The organism is Rhizobium sp. BK049, from assembly GCF_014193135.1.
Taxonomy (GTDB): Bacteria; Pseudomonadota; Alphaproteobacteria; order Rhizobiales; family Rhizobiaceae; genus Rhizobium.
On the sequence record NZ_JACHYV010000015.1, the window covers coordinates 1 to 18,859 of the forward strand.

18 protein-coding genes and 1 pseudogene are annotated in these 18,859 nt (G+C 62.5%); 15 read left to right on the forward strand and 4 right to left on the reverse strand.

Features of this window, described 5'->3' with window-relative positions; translation table 11 throughout:
* The 3 genes from FHT70_RS16585 to FHT70_RS16595 form a co-directional block, all read left to right on the forward strand.
* A partial coding sequence (locus FHT70_RS16585) for a transposase (protein ID WP_183703086.1) occupies nt 1–222 on the forward strand: 222 nt, incomplete at its 5' end.
* A gap of 153 nt (nt 223–375) precedes the next feature.
* On the forward strand, nt 376–978 hold the full coding sequence (locus FHT70_RS16590) for an AAA family ATPase (protein WP_183703088.1): 603 nt from the start codon (nt 376–378) through the stop codon (nt 976–978).
* 9 nt (nt 979–987) lie between these two features.
* Nucleotides 988–1,440 (forward strand): type II toxin-antitoxin system RatA family toxin, encoded by a 453-nt coding sequence (locus FHT70_RS16595; protein WP_183703090.1) that lies wholly within the window; start codon nt 988–990, stop codon nt 1,438–1,440.
* Between the two features lie 18 nt (nt 1,441–1,458).
* Here the strand turns inward: FHT70_RS16595 and FHT70_RS16600 are convergent, their stop codons facing one another.
* Together FHT70_RS16600 and FHT70_RS16605 are read right to left on the reverse strand one after the other, a co-directional pair.
* Nucleotides 1,459–1,959, reverse strand: coding sequence for a CinA family protein (locus FHT70_RS16600; protein WP_183703092.1), 501 nt, complete (start codon nt 1,957–1,959; stop codon nt 1,459–1,461).
* Nucleotides 1,956–3,176: a bifunctional 2-C-methyl-D-erythritol 4-phosphate cytidylyltransferase/2-C-methyl-D-erythritol 2,4-cyclodiphosphate synthase gene (locus FHT70_RS16605; protein ID WP_183703095.1), complete on the reverse strand. Its 1,221-nt coding sequence runs from the start codon at nt 3,174–3,176 to the stop codon at nt 1,956–1,958. Before FHT70_RS16605 ends, FHT70_RS16600 begins: the two co-directional genes overlap by 4 nt.
* Nucleotides 3,177–3,320: 144 nt before the next feature.
* Here FHT70_RS16605 and dusB point away from each other — a divergent pair, with 144 nt between their 5' ends.
* The 10 genes from dusB to hflX all read left to right on the forward strand — a co-directional run bounded on the left by dusB (nt 3,321) and on the right by hflX (nt 15,026).
* The gene (dusB, locus tag FHT70_RS16610; protein WP_097598581.1) at nt 3,321–4,340 is read left to right on the forward strand and encodes a tRNA dihydrouridine synthase DusB; all 1,020 of its coding nucleotides are present in this window, start codon (nt 3,321–3,323) and stop codon (nt 4,338–4,340) included.
* Nucleotides 4,337–5,491, forward strand: coding sequence for a nitrogen regulation protein NR(II) (locus FHT70_RS16615; protein ID WP_085778071.1), 1,155 nt, complete (start codon nt 4,337–4,339; stop codon nt 5,489–5,491). The genes dusB and FHT70_RS16615 overlap by 4 nt, the downstream gene beginning before the upstream one ends.
* On the forward strand, nt 5,488–6,939 hold the full coding sequence (gene ntrC / locus FHT70_RS16620) for a nitrogen regulation protein NR(I) (protein ID WP_085778072.1): 1,452 nt from the start codon (nt 5,488–5,490) through the stop codon (nt 6,937–6,939). The genes FHT70_RS16615 and ntrC overlap by 4 nt, the downstream gene beginning before the upstream one ends.
* 242 nt (nt 6,940–7,181) lie before the next feature.
* A complete protein-coding gene (locus FHT70_RS16625; RefSeq protein ID WP_183703097.1) occupies nt 7,182–7,496 on the forward strand; it encodes a hypothetical protein in 315 nt (104 codons plus the stop codon).
* A 17-nt stretch (nt 7,497–7,513) separates the two neighbouring features.
* Complete coding sequence (locus tag FHT70_RS16630; protein WP_183703099.1) at nt 7,514–8,503, forward strand: aldo/keto reductase; 990 nt, start codon at nt 7,514–7,516, stop codon at nt 8,501–8,503.
* 215 nt (nt 8,504–8,718) lie between these two features.
* Nucleotides 8,719–10,989, forward strand: coding sequence for a PAS domain-containing sensor histidine kinase (locus FHT70_RS16635; RefSeq protein ID WP_183703102.1), 2,271 nt, complete (start codon nt 8,719–8,721; stop codon nt 10,987–10,989).
* Entirely contained in the window at nt 10,979–12,343 is a 1,365-nt protein-coding gene (locus FHT70_RS16640) for a sigma-54 dependent transcriptional regulator (RefSeq protein ID WP_011425228.1), read from the forward strand. The genes FHT70_RS16635 and FHT70_RS16640 overlap by 11 nt, the downstream gene beginning before the upstream one ends.
* A 62-nt stretch (nt 12,344–12,405) precedes the next feature.
* Nucleotides 12,406–13,269, forward strand: coding sequence for a D-amino-acid transaminase (locus FHT70_RS16645; RefSeq protein ID WP_183703105.1), 864 nt, complete (start codon nt 12,406–12,408; stop codon nt 13,267–13,269).
* Between the two features lie 111 nt (nt 13,270–13,380).
* On the forward strand, nt 13,381–13,623 hold the full coding sequence (gene hfq / locus FHT70_RS16650; protein WP_003539403.1) for an RNA chaperone Hfq: 243 nt from the start codon (nt 13,381–13,383) through the stop codon (nt 13,621–13,623).
* 77 nt (nt 13,624–13,700) lie between these two features.
* Entirely contained in the window at nt 13,701–15,026 is a 1,326-nt protein-coding gene (gene hflX / locus FHT70_RS16655; protein WP_183703108.1) for a GTPase HflX, read from the forward strand.
* 365 nt (nt 15,027–15,391) lie between these two features.
* Here the strand turns inward: hflX and mazG are convergent.
* Nucleotides 15,392–16,225 (reverse strand): annotated as a pseudogene (gene mazG / locus FHT70_RS16660) (nucleoside triphosphate pyrophosphohydrolase); the annotation flags it as partial.
* A gap of 19 nt (nt 16,226–16,244) precedes the next feature.
* The gene (locus FHT70_RS16665) at nt 16,245–16,832 is read right to left on the reverse strand and encodes a nucleoside deaminase (protein ID WP_183703111.1); all 588 of its coding nucleotides are present in this window, start codon (nt 16,830–16,832) and stop codon (nt 16,245–16,247) included.
* Nucleotides 16,833–17,100: 268 nt separating this feature from the next.
* On the opposite strand from FHT70_RS16665, the gene cysG reads away from it, so the two are divergent.
* Together cysG and FHT70_RS16675 are read left to right on the forward strand one after the other, a co-directional pair.
* Nucleotides 17,101–18,537, forward strand: coding sequence for a siroheme synthase CysG (gene cysG / locus FHT70_RS16670; RefSeq protein WP_183703113.1), 1,437 nt, complete (start codon nt 17,101–17,103; stop codon nt 18,535–18,537).
* A gap of 2 nt (nt 18,538–18,539) precedes the next feature.
* Nucleotides 18,540–18,854 carry a DUF2849 domain-containing protein gene (locus tag FHT70_RS16675; RefSeq protein ID WP_010014500.1) on the forward strand — a complete coding sequence of 105 codons (315 nt, stop codon included), beginning with the start codon at nt 18,540–18,542 and terminating at the stop codon, nt 18,852–18,854.
* Nucleotides 18,855–18,859 lie beyond the last annotated feature (5 nt).

Here is an 18,859-nt window from a genome sequence, read left to right on the forward strand (position 1 = left end):
CGCATCCAGGGTGGTCGCGAACGCCTGCGAAAGAGCCTGTTCATGTGCGCATTCACGGCAACCCGGCACAATCCGGATCTCGCCGCTTTCTACACCCGCTTGCGTCAGAGCGGAAAGGAGCACCTGTGCGCCGTTATAGCCGTCGCCCGAAAACTCATCGTTCTCGCCAACACAATCCTCTTTCGAAAGACCGAATGGACGCCACAACACCGGAAAAATTGAACATGGTTGCTCCCCGCTTGCGGGGAGAAGGGAACATGCCGCACCCGCTTCCTCAATCTCAACGCTGCGTTTGGCATGTCCCCTCTACCCGTTTACGGGGAGAGGGTTAGGGTGAGGGGCAGCCTTTGGCGCAGATGGACCGAGGATAACACGATGCCCCAGAGAGCGGAGCTGCCACTGCGTCAGCAGATCACCGACATCACCGACCTTGAACGGGCGGCCAAGGGCATTCGCACAGCCCGGCGCATTCTCGTGGTGGGCTGCTCGGGCGGCGGGAAGTCAACTCTTTCGCTGAAGATCGCCAAGCGCTTCGGACTTCCGTATATTTCGCTCGACCGGGACGTTTTCTGGCTTCCCGGCTGGGTGGCGCGCGACAGGGCGGAGCAGCGAAGAATCATCGCCAGCCGGATCCTCGAAGAACGCTGGATCATGGACGGCACCAACCCGTCCTCACTGGACATCAGGCTGCCGCGGACCGATTTCGTTATCTGGGTCCGCATGCCGCGACTTCTCTGTATCTGGGGTGCGGTCAGCCGATGGGCGAAATGGATTGGCCGCACACGCCCGGAAATGGCACCGGGTTGCATCGAAAAGGTCGATTTAGAATTCCTGCGGTTCATCTGGACCTTCGAGGAGAAATTTGCGCCGCGTATTGCCGCCGGCCTCGCCGAATATGGCCCCGATGTGCCGGTTCTTCAGCTAAAATCCCGCAGCCGGATGGGCGAACTCCTTGATCTTCTGGACGCGCCCGCTTAAGTGCCGCCTATGCCGCAATTCGAAACGCACCGTTCCGTCCAACACACGCCCGACCAGATGTTCGATCTCGTTGCCGATGTCGAGCGTTATCCCGAATTCCTGCCGCTCTGCGAAGCGCTTTCCGTCAGGAGCCGCAAGGAGCGCGACGGCAAGATCCTGCTCGTGGCCGACATGACCGTTGGTTACAAGGCAATCCGCGAGACCTTCACGACCCAGGTACTGTTGAACCGGGCCGAGCGCGTCATCGAGGTCAAATATATCGACGGCCCATTCAAATATCTGGAAAACCGGTGGCATTTCGCCGAAACTCCCGCCGGTGGCTGCACGATCAATTTTTTCATCGACTACGAGTTCAAGAGCCGCATTCTGGGCGCGCTGATGGGTTCGATGTTCGATCGCGCCTTCCGCATGTTCACCGAAGCCTTCGAAACAAGGGCGAACAGAATCTACACCAAAGTGTGACGGCGATCGCAGCCGGCGTTAGTCGGGCAGCAGCGAATGCACCATCTCCAGCGCCGTCCGTACCGTTGCCAGCCGCACAGCGCTGCGGCCGATATCGCCGTACAGCATCTTTCGGTGGACGGATGCGCCGGTGCGCGACCTGGCGGCAAGATGCACGAGCCCAACCGGTTTTTCCGCCGACCCGCCACTGGGGCCCGCAATGCCGGTGACGGCGACGGCGATCGCGGCGCGCGAGCGGAAGAGGGCGCCCTGCGCCATCTGCCGTGCTGTCTCTTCGGAAACCGCCCCGAAGCCGAGCAGCGTTTGCTCCTGCACTCCGAGCAGCTCCATCTTCGCCGTGTTCGTATAGGTGACGAAGCCGCGGTCAACGACTGCGGACGAGCCCGCTATTTCGGTCAGCGCGCCGGCGATCAGCCCGCCGGTGCAGGATTCGGCCGTCGAGATCATCAGCCCGGCAGCGGTGAAGTCGCGGATGATAGCCTCTGCCGCCGCATGGATATCCTCGGGAAAAAGGCTCATCGCTTCATTCCCCGATAGACGACGGTCGCCGTGGCGATCGCCGCAATACCTTCGCGCCGGCCGACGAAGCCGATCTTCTCATTGGTCGTCGCCTTGACCGAGCATCGTTCGAGATCGATGCCGAGATATTCGGACAGTCTTGCCCGCATGGCGTCGCGATGCGGCCCCACCTTCGGCGCCTCGGCGATCAGCGAGACGTCGGCATTCATGATCGTGCCGCCGCGTTCGCGTACGATCCGAGCGGCATGCTCGATGAAGATCTTCGAAGCCGCTCCTTTCCATTGCGGATCGGATGGCGGGAAATGATCGCCGATATCGCCGGCGCCGCAGGTGGCAAGCAGCGCGTCTGTCAGCGCATGCAGTGCGACGTCGGCATCGGAATGGCCCTTGAGCTTCTGATCATGCGGAATGAACACGCCGCAGAGGGTCACGCCGTCGCCCGCTTCGAGCTGGTGCACGTCATAGCCGTTGCCGGTGCGCACGTCGGGAAGCAGCGGGGCCGACAGCTTGTCGTCGGCCATGGCGATATCACGCTTGACCGTCAGCTTGACGTTGTCGGGCGTGCCCTCGACGATGGTCACCGGAACGCCAGCCCATTCGGCGATCGAGGCGTCGTCGGTGAAATCGCTTCGCCCGCTCGCCGCCGCCTTCTCATGCGCGTCGAGGATCGCTGCGAAGGCGAAGGATTGCGGCGTCTGCGCTGCATAAAGGTGCTCGCGCGAGACCGTCGTCAGCACGGTGCCGGCGCCGTCGGTGCGTTTCAGCGTATCGGTGACCGGCATGGCCGGCAGCACTGCCTGTGCGCCGTCGCCAAGGCTTTCGGCAATGCGGTCGAGAAGCCCGTGGTCGGAGAAGGGTCGCACCGCATCGTGGATCAGCACATGGCCGACATGCTTGTCCTTGAGGTATCTCAGGCCAGCAAGCACGGACTGTTGCCTGGTCGCGCCGCCATGTACCGTTTCGATCGGCGTTGCCGAGACGATATGGCGAGACGCCTTGGCAAACAGCGCCGCGTCGTCGGGATGAATGACGACGACGATCTGTTTGGCAGCTTCCCATGTCATGAAGTTTTGAAGCGTATGGACGATAACCGGCTTGCCGCCGATCATGCGATATTGCTTGGGGCCTTCCGTGGAGGATCCGGCGCGCTCGCCACGGCCGGCGGCAACGATGACAATTCCAGCCGATATTGGTTGCTTGGACGGCATTTGCAGCATAAATCCCCTAAATTATGCGGAATTGACCGGAGTGCTCTAACCTCTTGCTGGAACCTTTTCCAGCATCTGCCCTGAAAAATATCGATTTCGATCCGAGCCCCCTTGGCAAAGGCAGTGATCTGTGGCTAAAAATAATGCAGTTCTATGGTGTGCCTGAAAGATAATCATTTGATTTGCAAGGATCTCGCAGCGCCTTTCCGAATCGGACCCGTGTCCGTGCGGAACCGCGTTGTGCTGGCGCCGATGTCCGGCGTCACGGACATGCCCTTCCGCGAGCTTGCCTGGCGCTTCGGCGCCGGCCTCGTCGTTACCGAGATGGTGGCGAGCCGCGAGCTGGTCAATGACACCGCCGAATCCTGGTCGCGCCTGAAGGCTGCCGGCTTCCGGCCGCATATGGTGCAACTCGCCGGGCGCGAAGCGCACTGGATGGCGGAAGCGGCGAAGATCGCGGCCGACCATGGCGCCGACATCATCGACATCAACATGGGCTGTCCGGCAAAGAAGGTGATCGGGGGTTATTCTGGCTCGGCGCTGATGCGCGATCCCGATCACGCGCTCAGCCTGATCGAGGCGACGGTCCAGGCCGTGGACATTCCGGTGACGCTAAAGATGCGTCTCGGCTGGGACGAGAATTCCATCAATGCGCCTGAGATTGCCCGCCGGGCCGAGGCGGCCGGCATCCAGCTGGTGACCATCCACGGCCGCACCCGCATGCAATTTTATGAAGGTCGCGCCAATTGGGATGCGATCCGCGCCGTCCGCGAGGTGATCTCCGTTCCGCTGGTCGCCAATGGCGATGTCGAGACTGCTGATGACGCGCAGGAAATCCTGCGCCGCTCCGGCGCCGATGCCGTCATGATCGGCCGAGGCTGCCAGGGCAGGCCGTGGCATGCCGGCGTGCTCGCCGGAGCGGCAGAACCGCGAGGCGAAGAGATTGCCGATATCGCCGTCGAACATTACCGGATGATGCTCGATTTCTATGGTGAAGCGGTGGCGATCCGTCATGCCCGCAAGCATCTCGGCTGGTATCTTGAGCGGTTTGCTCCCGCGCTTGCCGGTGGCGAGAAGGCAGACATCATGACCTCGCGTGACCCGCGTGAGGTGGCCGCGCGCCTTTATGACGCATTGGCCGCAGGTGCGCTCGACAGCCGGGAGGCGGCATGACGAAGGATACGACATCTCCGCTCGACTACGCCGGCGGAACCGTTGCCATGGCCGTGCTGAACGCCATCCAGAACCCCGTTGTCATGGTCGATGAATCCGGTTTCGTCGCCTTCGCCAATTGGGAGGCGGAAGCATTCTTTGGCGCGAGCGCCTCGCATCTGGCGCGTTATCGGATTTCGACCTTCATTCCCTTCGGCAGTCCGCTGCTCGCCCTGATCGACCAGGTGCGTGAGCGCAAGGCGCCTGTCAACGAATACCGTGTCGACCTGAGTTCCCCGCGCCTCGGCCAGGACAAGCTCGTCGATCTCTATGTCGCTCCGGTGCTGAGCGAACCCGGCGCCGTTGTCATCGTCTTCCAGGAACGCTCGATGGCCGACAAGATCGATCGGCAGCTGACGCATCGCGCCGCCGCCCGCTCGGTCACCGGTCTCGCTTCCATGCTGGCGCATGAGATCAAGAACCCGCTCTCCGGCATCCGGGGTGCTGCCCAGTTGCTCGAACAATCGGTGATCGACGACGACCGGGCGCTGACCCGGCTGATCTGCGATGAGACCGACCGCATCGTCTCGCTGGTCGACCGCATGGAGGTCTTTTCCGACGAACGCCCGGTCGACCGCATGCCGGTCAATATCCATTCGGTGCTTGATCACGTGAAGGCGGTCGCCAAGGCGGGCTTTGCGCGCAATATCCGCATTACCGAGAGTTACGACCCATCGCTGCCGGCCGTCTATGCCAATCGCGACCAGCTCGTCCAGGTCTTCCTCAACCTGGTGAAGAACGCCGCCGAAGCCGTCGGCGACCGGCCGGACGGCGAGATCATGCTGACGACCGCCTATCGCCCCGGCATCCGTCTGTCGGTCGCCGGCACGCGCGAAAAAATCTCGCTGCCGCTGGAGTTCTGCGTCCACGACAACGGCCCCGGCGTCCCCGCCGATCTGCTGCCGCATCTCTTCGATCCCTTCATCACCACCAAGACGAACGGCAGCGGCCTCGGCCTTGCGCTGGTCGCCAAGATCATCGGCGATCACGGCGGCATCATCGAATGCGACAGCCAGAACAGCCGCACGACTTTCCGCGTTCTCATGCCGGCGTCGAAGGACGCCTCGCTCGAGGATGCCTCTTCCGTAAGCTCGACAGGACCTTCTCGATGACAGCCACGATCCTCGTTGCAGATGATGATGCCGCCATACGCACCGTGCTCAACCAGGCTTTGAGCCGCGCCGGTTATGACGTTCGCATCACCTCCAACGCCGCAACGCTGTGGCGCTGGATTTCGGCGGGCGAGGGCGATCTTGTCGTCACCGACGTGGTGATGCCCGACGAGAACGCATTCGACCTTTTGCCGCGTATCAAGAAGGCCCGTCCGGATCTGCCGGTCCTCGTCATGAGCGCCCAGAACACCTTCATGACCGCCATCAAGGCGTCCGAGAAGGGCGCCTATGATTATCTGCCGAAGCCCTTCGACCTGACAGAACTCATCGGCATTATCGGCCGGGCTCTGGCCGAGCCGAAGCGCAAGCCCGCCAAGCTCGAGGAGGACATGCAGGACGGCATGCCGCTGGTCGGCCGCTCGGCGGCGATGCAGGAAATCTATCGCGTGCTCGCTCGGCTGATGCAGACCGATCTGACGCTGATGATCACCGGCGAATCCGGCACCGGCAAGGAGCTCGTCGCCCGCGCCCTGCACGATTACGGCAAGCGCCGCAACGGCCCCTTCGTGGCGATCAACATGGCGGCGATCCCGCGCGACCTGATCGAATCGGAACTCTTCGGTCACGAGAAGGGCGCCTTCACCGGCGCCCAGACCCGCTCGACCGGCCGATTCGAGCAGGCCGAAGGCGGCACGCTCTTCCTCGATGAAATCGGCGACATGCCGATGGACGCCCAGACCCGGCTTCTGCGCGTGCTGCAGCAGGGCGAATACACCACCGTCGGCGGCCGCACGCCGATCCGTACCGACGTGCGCATCGTTGCCGCCACCAACAAGGATCTGAAGCAGGCGATCAACCAGGGCCTGTTCCGTGAGGATCTCTACTACCGCCTCAACGTGGTGCCGCTGCGCCTGCCGCCGCTGCGCGACCGCGCCGAGGACATTCCCGATCTCGTGCGCCATTTCATTCAGCAGGCGGAAAAGGAGGGCCTCGGCTCCAAACGCTTCGATCAGGAAGCGTTGGAATTGATGAAGGCCTACGCCTGGCCGGGCAACGTCCGCGAGCTGGAAAATCTGATCCGCCGCCTGATGGCGCTCTATCCGCAGGATGTCATCACCCGCGAGATCATCGATGCCGAGCTGCGTTCCGACGTGCCCGACAGCCCGATCGACAAGGGGCCGATCCGCAATGGTTCGATGACGATCGCGCAGGCGGTCGAGGAGAACATGCGCACCTATTTCGCCAGCTTCGGCGACAACCTGCCGCCGCCCGGCCTCTATGACCGTGTGCTGACCGAAATGGAATATCCGTTGATCCTCGCCGCGCTGACGGCAACACGCGGCAATCAGATCAAAGCAGCCGATCTTCTCGGCCTCAACCGCAACACCTTGCGCAAGAAAATCAGAGAACTCGGCGTCTCTGTCTACAGAAGCTCCCGCACCGCCTGAAGAAAAGGCGGTGGGCTCCTCGTCTGCCCACCGCCACTCCTCCCCAGTATCCGCCGCCACGGTCGGGAACAAAACCTAATCTATCCAAGCTCGGTCGCGATTTGTATCTGCACCGGCAAACAAAAGCGCAGTGTCATCCGGCGGTCACATAGTATTTGCGAGCTATTGTTTGCCATCATGCAATGTCATTGAAGTTGCTACGGTCATCGGCGCAGCGCCTGTGGATAAGCTGTGGATAACTGGTGGACGACACGGCTCGATCAGCGGGCGGCAGCATTCCAGAATCCGCTCGCATGTTGCCTATCCGTTCCGAATCTCGTCATCTGCCGGCGCTGCTGTTCGACTTCCGCCGCAACTGTCGTCGCCAGCATGCCATGGGCGCTCCGGCTGATGTCGTGGAGCGCCCTTTTCTTTGCGGCCGAAGCTGCGGCATCCGTGTTGGCGACCAATTTGGCGGCTGCGGCTCGTATATGCTTGCGGACGCCATAGATTATGCGGATCGGTCGCCGATCGATCGTGTGATGCCGACCTCGGTTAACGGTCGGCGCATGTTCTAACCCGCGGGAGCTGCGTGATGGAATATCGTCGTTTGGGAAAATCGGGCTTGAAGGTGAGCGAGTTCTCCTTCGGCTCATGGGTCACTTTCGGCAAGCAGGTGAATGGCGGCGACGCCGTCGACCTCATGCGGCTTGCCTACGACAATGGGGTGAACTTCTTCGACAATGCCGAAGGCTATGAAAGCGGCAAGTCGGAGATCGTCATGGGCGAGGCGCTCAAGTCGCTTGGCTGGAGCCGGGACAGCTTTATCGTCTCGAGCAAGGTCTTCTGGGGAGGCGAGAAGCCGACGCAGCGCGGCCTGTCGCGCAAGCATGTGACCGATGCCTGCCATGCGGCACTCAAGCGGCTTCAGGTCGATTACCTCGACCTCTATTTCTGCCACCGTCCTGATATCGACACGCCGATCGAGGAAACCGTCCGGGCCATGCACGACCTCGTCGCCCAGGGCAAGGTGCTCTATTGGGGGACGTCGGAATGGTCCGCCCAGCAGTTGACCGAAGCCTACGCCGTTGCCCGGGACCTGCGCATCACGCCCCCCACCATGGAGCAGCCGCAATACAACATCTTCGAACGCCAGAAGGTCGAGGCCGATTATCTCCCGCTCTACGACCTGATCGGCCTCGGCACCACCATCTGGTCGCCGCTCGCCTCCGGCGTCCTCACCGGCAAATACAATAACGGCGTGCCGGCCGACAGCCGCATGAATCTGCCCGGCTATGAGTGGCTGAAGGAGAAATGGTCGAGCGATGCCGGCCGCGCTCAGCTCCGACAGGTCGGCGAACTCGCAAAACTCGCCGACGAGATCGGCTTGTCGATCACCCATCTCGCGCTTTTGTGGTGCCTCGCCAATCCCCACGTTTCCACCGTTATTCTCGGGGCCTCGCGGGCCAGCCAGCTGCAGGATAATCTCGCGGCGCTTTCGCACCGGCACAAGCTCACGGCCGATGTGTTGGAGCGCATCGATGCGATTGCCGGAAACGAACCCGAGGGGCCGCGTCGCTTCTAGGTGAGTCCCCAAAACTGTGACGCTACGGGTGCCTTGCCTTGACAACGTGACAAGCCGCGTTGCATTTTCGCCACAATGCGTTGCTTAAAGGTCACGCAAGGGTTTTGGACATTTCGCTCCCGATCGAGTCGTTCCGACGCTGGCTCTGCCGAGCCGGCGTTCTTTGGTTTCGATCGGGTGGCGGGACGGCGGGGTGCCGTCTGAAGAGAGGCCGAATGACGCAGGATGGGGTAGCGCCGGCGGCGGCGGGCGAGACGGTGACGACGGTGACCGATCGCCGCGCCCTTTTCGCCGTGCCTGGCCTCGTGCTCGCCGGCGGCGCGCTGCTCTGCGCCACGATTACACTCTTCATACTGCTCGGCCTGACGCCCATAGCGCCGACCTCTCATGTCGTCGTCACTTCGGTGATCGTCAATTCCTTCTTCGTCCTGACGCTGCTGGCGCTGATCGCCCGCGAGGTGGCAAGGCTGCTCAAGGCGCGCACACGGGGCCGGGCGGCCGCGCGCCTGCATATCCGTATCGTCGTGCTCTTCTCGATCGTCGCGATCACGCCGGCGATTCTCGTCGCCATCTTCGCCAGCATCACGCTGAATGCCGGCCTCGATCGCTGGTTTGCGCTGCGCACCCAGTCGATCGTCAGCTCGTCGCGCAATATCGGCCAGGCCTATATGATGGAGAACGCCAGCTACCTGCAGGGGCAGACGGTCTCCATGGCCAACGACCTGGAGCGCAACCGCGCTCTCTACAGTCTCGACAGGACGGGATTCGCCGAACTGATGACGCGCCAGGCAAGGGGCCGCGGCCTGCTTGGCGCCTTCCTCGTCGAAAGCGACGGTTCGGTGGTCGTCCAGGCTGATATCGCCACGGAAAAGCCTTTGCCAGCCATTCCGCAGGACGCGTTGCAAAAGGCGGCGGCCGGGCAGCCGACGCTGATCCCGCCCGGCGTCACCAACCTCGTCGGCGCCATCATCAAGCTTGACGCCATCCAGGGCACGTTTCTCTATACGGTGCGCGCGGTCGATCCCAAGGTCATGGGCGCCATGCGCATGATGGAAGAGAACGCCACCGAATATCGCTCAATGGAAGCCAACCGCTTCTCGCTGCAGATCGCCTTCGCCGTGCTCTATATCGGCTTCGCGCTGATTGTGCTGCTTGCGGCGATCTGGACGGCAATTGCCGTCGCCGACCGCATCGTCCGGCCGATCCGCCTGCTGATCACCGCGGCCGACAGCGTTGCATCGGGCAATATGGATATCGTCGTGCCGGTGCATGCCGTCGATGGCGACGTCGCCAATCTGTCGCGCACCTTCAACAAGATGATCTCGGAAATCCGCACCCAGCGCGACGAGATCCTCGAGGCCAAGGACGAGGTCGACGACCGCCGGCGCTTCATCGAAGCGGTTTTGTCCGGCGTTACCGCCGCCGTCATCGGCGTCGAACAGGATCGCCGCATCGCCATCGTCAACAGTTCGGCCGAGACGCTGATGTCGCTGTCGGCCGACGAGATGCTCGGCAAACAGCTGGCCGACATCGCGCCCGAGGTCGACCAGGTGCTGACCGAGGCGGCGGTGCGCCATCGCGGCGATTTCCGCAAGCAGATCGCCCTGGTGCGCGGCGGCACGGTGAGAACGCTGAGCGTGCAGGTCACCCGCGAGGAAGTGCGCGATATGAGCGAATCCTACGTGATCACGCTCGACGATATCACCGATCTCGTCATCGCCCAGCGCTCGACGGCCTGGGGCGACGTGGCGAGGCGCATTGCCCACGAGATCAAGAATCCGCTGACGCCGATCCAGCTGTCCGCCGAGCGCATCCAGCGCCGCTACGGCAAGCAGATCAACCAGGACGACCGCACCGTCTTCGATCAGTGCACCGATACGATCATCCGCCAGGTCGGCGATATCGGCCGTATGGTCGACGAATTCTCCGCTTTCGCCCGCATGCCGAAGCCGACCAAGGAGCCGAGCGACCTGCGCGACATCCTGCGCGACGCGATCTTCCTGCGCGAGATGGGCAATCATCACGTCACCTTCCTCTCGGAGTTCGGCGATAAGCCGCTGGAGGGCCTGTTCGACAGTCGCATGCTCGGCCAGGCTTTCGGAAACCTCATCAAGAATGCCGTGGAATCGCTGGAAGCCGTTCCGAGCGACGAGCGCGACGAGCGCAAGGTCCTCGTGCGCGCCGCGCTCGATGCGGCCCGCGACCGTTTCACCGTAGACGTCATCGACAATGGCCGCGGCCTGCCGGTGGAAAACCGTCACAGCATCCTGGAGCCCTATATGACGATGCGCGAGAAGGGCACCGGGCTCGGCCTCGCCATCGTCAAGAAGATCATCGAGGAACATGGCGGGCAGCTCGAGCTGCACGATGCGCCCGCCGATTTTGACCGGGGAAGAGGGGCCATGATCCGCGTGCATCTGCCACGCCTGGAGCCAGCGCCCTCCGCTCCCGCAGCCAATGACAAGGAAAGCGCTTATGGCCTCTGATATTCTCGTCGTCGATGACGAGCACGATATTCGCGAGATCGTTTCCGGCATTCTCTCCGACGAGGGCCATGAGACACGCACGGCCCATGACAGCGACAGCGCACTGGCGGCGATATCAGATCGCGTGCCGCGGCTGATCTTCCTCGATATCTGGATGCAGGGCAGCAAGCTGGACGGCCTATCGCTGCTCGACGAGATCAAGACCCGTCATCCCGATCTCCCCGTCGTGATGATCTCAGGCCACGGCAACATCGAAACCGCGGTCTCGGCAATCAAGCGCGGTGCTTTCGATTTCATCGAAAAGCCCTTCAAGGCCGACCGGCTGATCCTGATCGCCGAACGCGCTCTGGAAAATTCAAAGCTCAAGCGCGAGGTTTCCGAGCTGAAGCGGCGCACCGGCGACGCCCTGGAGCTGATCGGCACCTCGGTCGCCGTCTCGCAGCTGCGCCAGACGATCGAGAAAGTGTCGCCGACCAACAGCCGCATCATGATTCTCGGCGCGTCCGGTTCCGGCAAGGAGCTGGTAGCGCGAATGATCCACAAGAAGTCGGCCCGCGCCAACGGCCCGTTTGTCGCGCTCAACGCCGCCAACATCACGCCCGATCGGATGGAGGTGGCGCTCTTCGGCACCGAGGGCACGCCCGGCCAGGCGCGCAAGATCGGCGCGCTCGAGGAGGCCCATCGCGGCATCCTCTATCTCGACGAGGTCGGCGAGATGCCGCGCGAGACCCAGAACAAGATCCTGCGTGTGCTCGTCGATCAGCAGTTCGAGAGGGTCGGCGGATCCAAGCGCGTCAAGGTCGACGTCCGCATCATTTCCTCGACCGCCTATAATCTCGAAAGCCGCATCGCCGAAGGCTGGTTCCGCGAGGATCTCTATCATCGCCTGGCCGTCGTGCCGGTGCGCGTGCCGCAACTTGCCGAGCGGCGCGAGGACATTCCCTTCCTCGTCGACCAGCTGATGCGCCAGATATCAGAACAGGCCGGCATTCGTCCGCGCCGCATCGGCGACGACGCCATGGCGGTGCTGCAGGCGCATGACTGGCCGGGTAATATCCGCCAGTTGCGCAACAATATCGAGCGGCTGATGATCCTTGCCCGCACCGACGGCCCAGATACGCCGATCACCGCCGACATGCTGCCGACCGACCTCGGCGACATGCTGCCCAAGGTTTCGGCCAAGAACGACTATCACATCATGACGCTGCCGCTGCGCGAAGCCCGCGAGATGTTCGAGAAGGATTATCTGATCGCCCAGATCAACCGCTTCGGCGGCAATATCTCGCGCACCGCCGAGTTCGTCGGCATGGAGCGCTCGGCGCTGCACCGCAAGCTGAAGTCGCTCGGCGTCTGATCCTGTCGGCGCGGCCCGCCGCCGCGCCGCGTCCTTCCCGCATCCCGAAGACCAGGTTTCCCATGCCGAGAATCGCCTATGTGAACGGCCGCTATGTCAAGCATTCCGATGCCAGCGTGCATATCGAGGATCGCGGCTACCAGTTCGCCGACGGCGTCTATGAGGTGTGCGAGATCCGCCACGGCTATATCGTCGACCTTACCCGCCATCTGAACCGTCTCGACCGTTCGCTCGGGGAGCTCAGCATCGCCCGGCCGATGAGCCGGGCGGCACTGACGCAGGTCATTCGCGAGACGCTGCGCCGCAACCGTGTCTGCAACGGGCTCTTCTACCTGCAGGTGACGCGCGGTGTCGCCCGCCGCGACCATGTCTTCCCGGCCGAGGGCACGCCGCCCTCGCTCGTCATCACCGCCAAGAGCACCGATCCGAAGATCATCGCCGCCAAGAATGCCAACGGCATCAAGGCGATCACTGTCACCGACAACCGCTGGGACCGCGTTGACATCAAATCGGTCGGCCTGCTGCCGAATGCCATGGCCCGCCAGCAGGCCAAGGAAGCCGGCGCTCAGGAGGCGATCTATGTCGACGGCGACGGCATGGTAAAAGAAGGGGCGGCGACCAATGTCTGGATGGTCGATTCGGATGGAACGCTGATAACTCGGCCGGCCGAGCACGGCATCCTGCGCGGCATCACCCGCACCACTTTGATCGATGTCGCGGCCAAGCTCGGATTGCCGATCGCAGAGCGGAATTTCTCTGTTTCCGAAATGCTCGCGGCCCGCGAGGTCTTCCTCACTGCAGCCACAAGCATCTGTTTTCCGGTCGTTTCCGTCGATGGCCTGCCTATTGCCAACGGCCATCCGGGCAGTGTCTCGCAGAAAATCCGCGAAGCCTTTTTCGACGTTGCGGAAAAGATTGCGATTTGATACCAAGATTTGCTGGACTGGCGGAACGAGGGTGCTGCCGGTCTTGCATGGAGAGGTTGATTGATATTCTACCGGCCAACTCGGGTCGGCAATAAAGAAAGAAGCGGCGCGATGGCGGAACGTTCTCAGAATCTGCAGGACTTATTTCTCAATACTGTTCGCAAGCAAAAGATTTCCCTGACAATCTTTCTGATCAACGGCGTGAAACTCACCGGCGTTGTTACTTCCTTCGATAATTTCTGTGTTCTGCTTCGCCGTGACGGCCACTCGCAGCTCGTGTATAAACATGCGATCTCGACGATCATGCCCGGTCAGCCGATGCAGATGTTCGAGAGTGAAGAAGCCGCGTCCTAACAGGATCAGCCGTCATTTCGACACGCGATACCAAGAACGATTCGATCATCCCTGAGGCCGCCAAGCACAGGGACGATATGCGCGCGACCGTTGTCGTGCCGGTTCTGAAATCGCGCAACCGCGGCGGCCAGACCGAATCGGCCTCCACCCGCACCCCGGAAAGCCGGCTGGAAGAGGCGACGGGCCTTGCCCAGGCGATCGACCTCGACGTCGTCAACGGATCTATCGTTCCGGTCAACGATCCGAGACCGGCGATGCTGCTCGGCACCGGCAAGATCGAGGAGATCAAGGCGCTGCTCGACGAGCGCGATTCCGGTCTCGTCATCGTCGACCATCCGCTGACGCCGGTACAGCAGCGCAATCTTGAAAAGGAATGGAACGCCAAGGTTATCGACCGCACGGGCCTGATCCTCGAAATCTTCGGGCGCCGCGCCTCCACCAAGGAAGGCACGCTGCAGGTCGATCTGGCCCATCTGAATTATCAGAAGGGCCGGCTGGTCCGCAGCTGGACCCACCTCGAACGCCAGCGCGGCGGTGGCGGTTTCATGGGTGGCCCCGGCGAAACCCAGATCGAAGCCGACCGGCGGCTGCTGCAGGACCGCATCATCAAGCTCGAACGCGAGCTGGAGCAGGTCGTGCGCACCCGCCAGCTGCACAGGGCGAAGCGACGCAAGGTGCCGCATCCGATCGTGGCGCTCGTCGGTTACACCAATGCCGGCAAATCGACTCTCTTCAACCGCATTACCGGCGCCGGCGTGCTGGCCGAAGACATGCTCTTTGCCACGCTCGACCCGACGCTGCGCCGCATGAAGCTGCCGCATGGCCGCACCGTCATTCTGTCCGACACAGTCGGTTTCATCTCGGACCTCCCGACCCATCTCGTCGCCGCCTTCCGTGCCACCCTGGAAGAGGTGCTGGAAGCCGACCTCATCCTGCACGTCCGCGACATGTCCGATCCCGACAATCAGGCGCAGAGCTCCGATGTGATGCGCATTCTCGGCGACCTGGGCATTGACGAGGCCGAAGCGGAGAAGCGGCTGATCGAGGTGTGGAACAAGATCGACCGGCTGGAGCCTGAGGTTCACGACGCCATGGTGCAGAGGGCGGCCGGCGCCAGTAACGTCATCGCAGTGTCGGCCGTCAGCGGCGAGGGCGTCGACACGCTGATGGAAGAGATCAGCCGTAGGCTCTCCGGCGTGATGACCGAAACCACGATCCGCCTTCCCGTCGACAAGCTGGCGCTGCTGCCCTGGCTTTACGACCACGCGATCGTCGATGGCCGCGAGGACAATGAGGACGGCTCGATCACGCTTGATCTGCGCCTGTCGGAAACCGAGGCCGCGGAGCTCGAGCGACGCATCGGCAACGGCCCGAAGCCTGCTAAAGAGGATTGGGAGCGGTAAGGCGGGCTTTTTCCCTTTTCCTCAGCGGGGCCCGAAGGACGGGTCGAGACCCGCGGCTCGACCCCAGGCGGTGGCCCGAAGGGTCGGATGAGGGGGCCACACGGCAGAACATCCATTGTTGCCCTTCGCTTGCGCTCGGTGCCTCGCTCCTATCGTCGCTCGCCCTCATCTGCCTGCCGGCATCTTCTCCCCGCTGTGGAGAAGGGACTCGTGGCAATGCGTTGCTCCTAAGTCCGCCTCTAGTTTAGCGAGAAGCAACCTCAGTCTCCGTCATCCTCGGCCTTGAGCCGAGGATCCATGCCACTGGCGCTGGTGGATGCGGTGTGGATGCTCGGCTCAAGGCCGAGCATGACGGAGGGTAGGGCTGCCGTCACAGCCCGCTCGATCGCCTTGGCCGCCTGCCAGATTTCCTCCATCCGCTCCAGTGTCGCATCCTCCAGCGTCTCGCCTTCTGCTTCAAGAACATTCTCTATATGACTGAAGCGACGACGGAATTTTGTGTTCGTACCGCGCAGCGCCTGTTCCGGGTCAGCCTTGACATGCCGGCCGATATTGACGACCGCGAAGATAAGGTCGCCGAGTTCGTCGCTAACCTTGGCGCGGTCGCCGTCGCGAAGTGCCGCCCTTAATTCTCCGATCTCTTCCTCGATCTTGTCGAGGATCGGCTCGGGGGCCGACCAGTCGAAGCCGACTTTGGCGGCGCGTTCCTGCAGCTTCAGCGCCTCGGTCAGAGCCGGAAAACTGCGCTGCACCGAGCCAAGGAAGCCACCCTTGAAATCCTCGGTGATGCCGCGCCTGGCCCGGCGCTCGGCGCGCTCGCGTTTTTCGGCCTGTTTGATTTCGTCCCATTGGATCTTCACTGCATCAGGTGTAACGGCGGCCGAGCGGGCAAAGACGTGCGGGTGGCGGCGGATCATTTTGGTGGTGATGGCGTTGACCACGTCGCCGAAGGAAAATTCGCCGGCTTCCTCGGCCATGCGGGCGTGGAAGACCACCTGCAGCAACAGGTCGCCGAGTTCGTCGCAAAGATCGTCCATATCGCCGCGCTCGATCGCGTCGGAGACCTCATAGGCTTCCTCGATCGTATAGGGCTTGATCGTTTCGAAGGTCTGCTCGATGTCCCAGGGGCAACCGGTCTCGGGATGGCGCAGCGCCGCCATGATATCGATCAGTCGCGAAATATCTTTCGAAGGTTCCATGTTGCCTCGGTTGGCGGCCTCAGTTCAGGGGAATGTCGTTGTCGTTCTTCGACGATTGATAGGTGGAAGACAGCGTGTCGTAGCGCGCCCTGATGCGGGCGGTCTGCGCCTTCAGCGCCGTTTTCCGAGAAACCTCCTCGGTCTCGACCAGATCGGCGATGGCAAAACTGTTCCAGAAGGCGTTCTGCCTGCGATAGCCGCCGGGTTCAAGCCCGAAGACCTCTTTCAGGATCTTCAGGTCGTGCGGAATGGCGAAGGCATCGCGCGAGTCCTCGTGGCTGAAGAAATAGTAGAAATTGTCGAACCCCGCCCAGGTGATCGCCGACATGCACATGGTGCAGGGTTCGTGCGTCGACAGGAAGATCAGCTGCTTGGACGCCGGCTTGTCGCCAAGCTCGTAGAAGCGCTTCAGCGTATGCACCTCGCCATGCCAGAGCGGATTGTCGAGCTCGTTATTGGTCTCGGCGACGACGAGCGATAGATCGGATTTGCGCAGGATCGCCGCGCCGAACACCTTGTTGCCCAAGGAGACGCCGCGTTCAGTCAGCGGCAGGATATCGTCCTCGATGACCGAAAGCAGGCGGGCGGCGATGGTCTTGTCAGCCATTGATGTCTCCGGTTTTTCTTTCAGTCTATCGTCTTGGCGGCACGAGCGAAATGCGGCAAACGCCGGTGGACGTTGTTTGTCACAGGCTTTACACTGCACCGCAACAAAGAGAGTGGGAACAGGTGGTTGTCGTCAGCACGGTTGACTTTTCTCAAATCGCCGATGAGGCGAGCAAAAGAATACGCGCTTGCCGGGGCTTTCGGATTTCTGTTCCTTCAATCGCTTGTCGATCACGGGCATATTCTGGCAACTTCGAAGTGGATTGGTAATGTCTCCCAAGACTGAGCAGCTTTCGGTATTTCCAGCCTTCTTTCGCGTGGAAGGCCAGAAGACGGCTGTCTTCGGCAATGGCGACGAGGCTTTCGCCAAGGTGCGGCTGCTCTTGAACACAAGGGCAAGGATCGTCGCCTATACCGACCGGCCGCAAGCCGATTATCATGCCTTCCTGATCGCCAATCGCATCGAGACGGTGCGCGCCGGCTTTTCCGCCGGCCAGGTCGAGGGTGCGGCCCTGGTCTTTGCCGCCACCGGCGATGAGGCCGAAGATCGCCGCATCGTCGACGCCGCGCGTGCCGCGAAGATCCCGGCCAATGCCGTCGATCAGCCCGATTACTGCGATTTCTTCACGCCGGCGCTCGTCAATCGCGCTCCGGTCGCCGTTGCGATCGGCACTGAAGGGGCAGGGCCGGTGCTGGCGCAGATGATCCGCGCCCAGATCGACCAGCTTCTCTCTCCTTCGCTCGGGCGCCTGGCCGCGCTGGCGACGAGCTATCGCAAATCGGTCGAACAGATCGTTCCGCGTGGCGTCTCCCGCCGGGTGTTCTGGCGCCGGTTCTTCTCCGGCCCTGTTGCCGACGCAGTCACCAACGGCAACCTGCCGCAGGCCCGCCACGCTGCCGACCGGCTGCTGGGTTCAGTGGACAAGGTCGCCGGCCATGTATGGCTTGTCGGCGCCGGTCCGGGGGCTGAAGATCTGCTGACGCTGCGCGCCCAGCGCGTGATGATGGAAGCCGATGTCATCGTCTACGATGCGCTCGTGCCGCAGACAATCGTCGATATGGGCCGCCGCGATGCCGAGCGGCTTTCCGTCGGCAAACGCAAGGGCTGCCATTCGAAGTCCCAGGAAGAGATCAACGAGCTGCTCGTCGAACTCGGCCGTCAGGGCAAGCGCGTTGTCCGCTTGAAATCGGGCGATCCGCTGGTCTATGGCCGGGCAGGGGAAGAAATGGCGGCGTTGCGCGCCGCCGGCGTCACCTATGAGGTCGTGCCCGGCATCACCTCGGCCTTCGCTGCCGCTGCCGATTTCGAGCTGCCGCTGACGCTGCGCGGTGTCGCCTCCTCGCTCGTCTTCACGACAGGCCATGATCTCACCGGCGACGTGCTGCCCGATTGGGCAAGCCTTGCCGTCTCGGGCGCGACGATCGCCGTTTACATGGGCCGCACGGTTGCCGCCTCAGTCGCCGAGCGGCTGATGCAGGCCGGCATTCCCTCCGAGACAACCGTCGCCGTCATCGAGAATGCCAGCCGCACCGAGCGCCGGCTGCTGCATGGCACGCTCGCCGATCTGCCCGATCTGCAGCACCGCGACGAGCTGACTGGCCCTGTGATGGTCATTATCGGCGATGCGGTCGCCGGCGCCAATTTCGAACTGTCCGAGCCGCTGATGCGCGAGAACGCCCGGCTTGAGGAACTTGCAAGGAGCTGAATATGGGTGACAAGGTCCTGACCGCCAACCGGCTGACGGACGGCATTGCCGTCTGGCTGGATGCCAACGGCAAATGGTCGACCTCGCTGCAGGAGGCGCTTGTCGCCCGCCACAACGAAGCCGTCGAAGCATTGGAAGCGATTGGCAAAAAGTCCTATGCCGATAATGAGGTCGTTGACGTGGCCGTCGTCGACGTTCAGGAAACCAATGGCATTCTGTGGCCGCTTCGCCTTCGCGAGCGCATCCGCGCGCAAGGGCCGACCATGGAATACGCACCGGGCTACGCTCCTGCCGATCCCGAATTCATTGCAGTCTGAGGAAG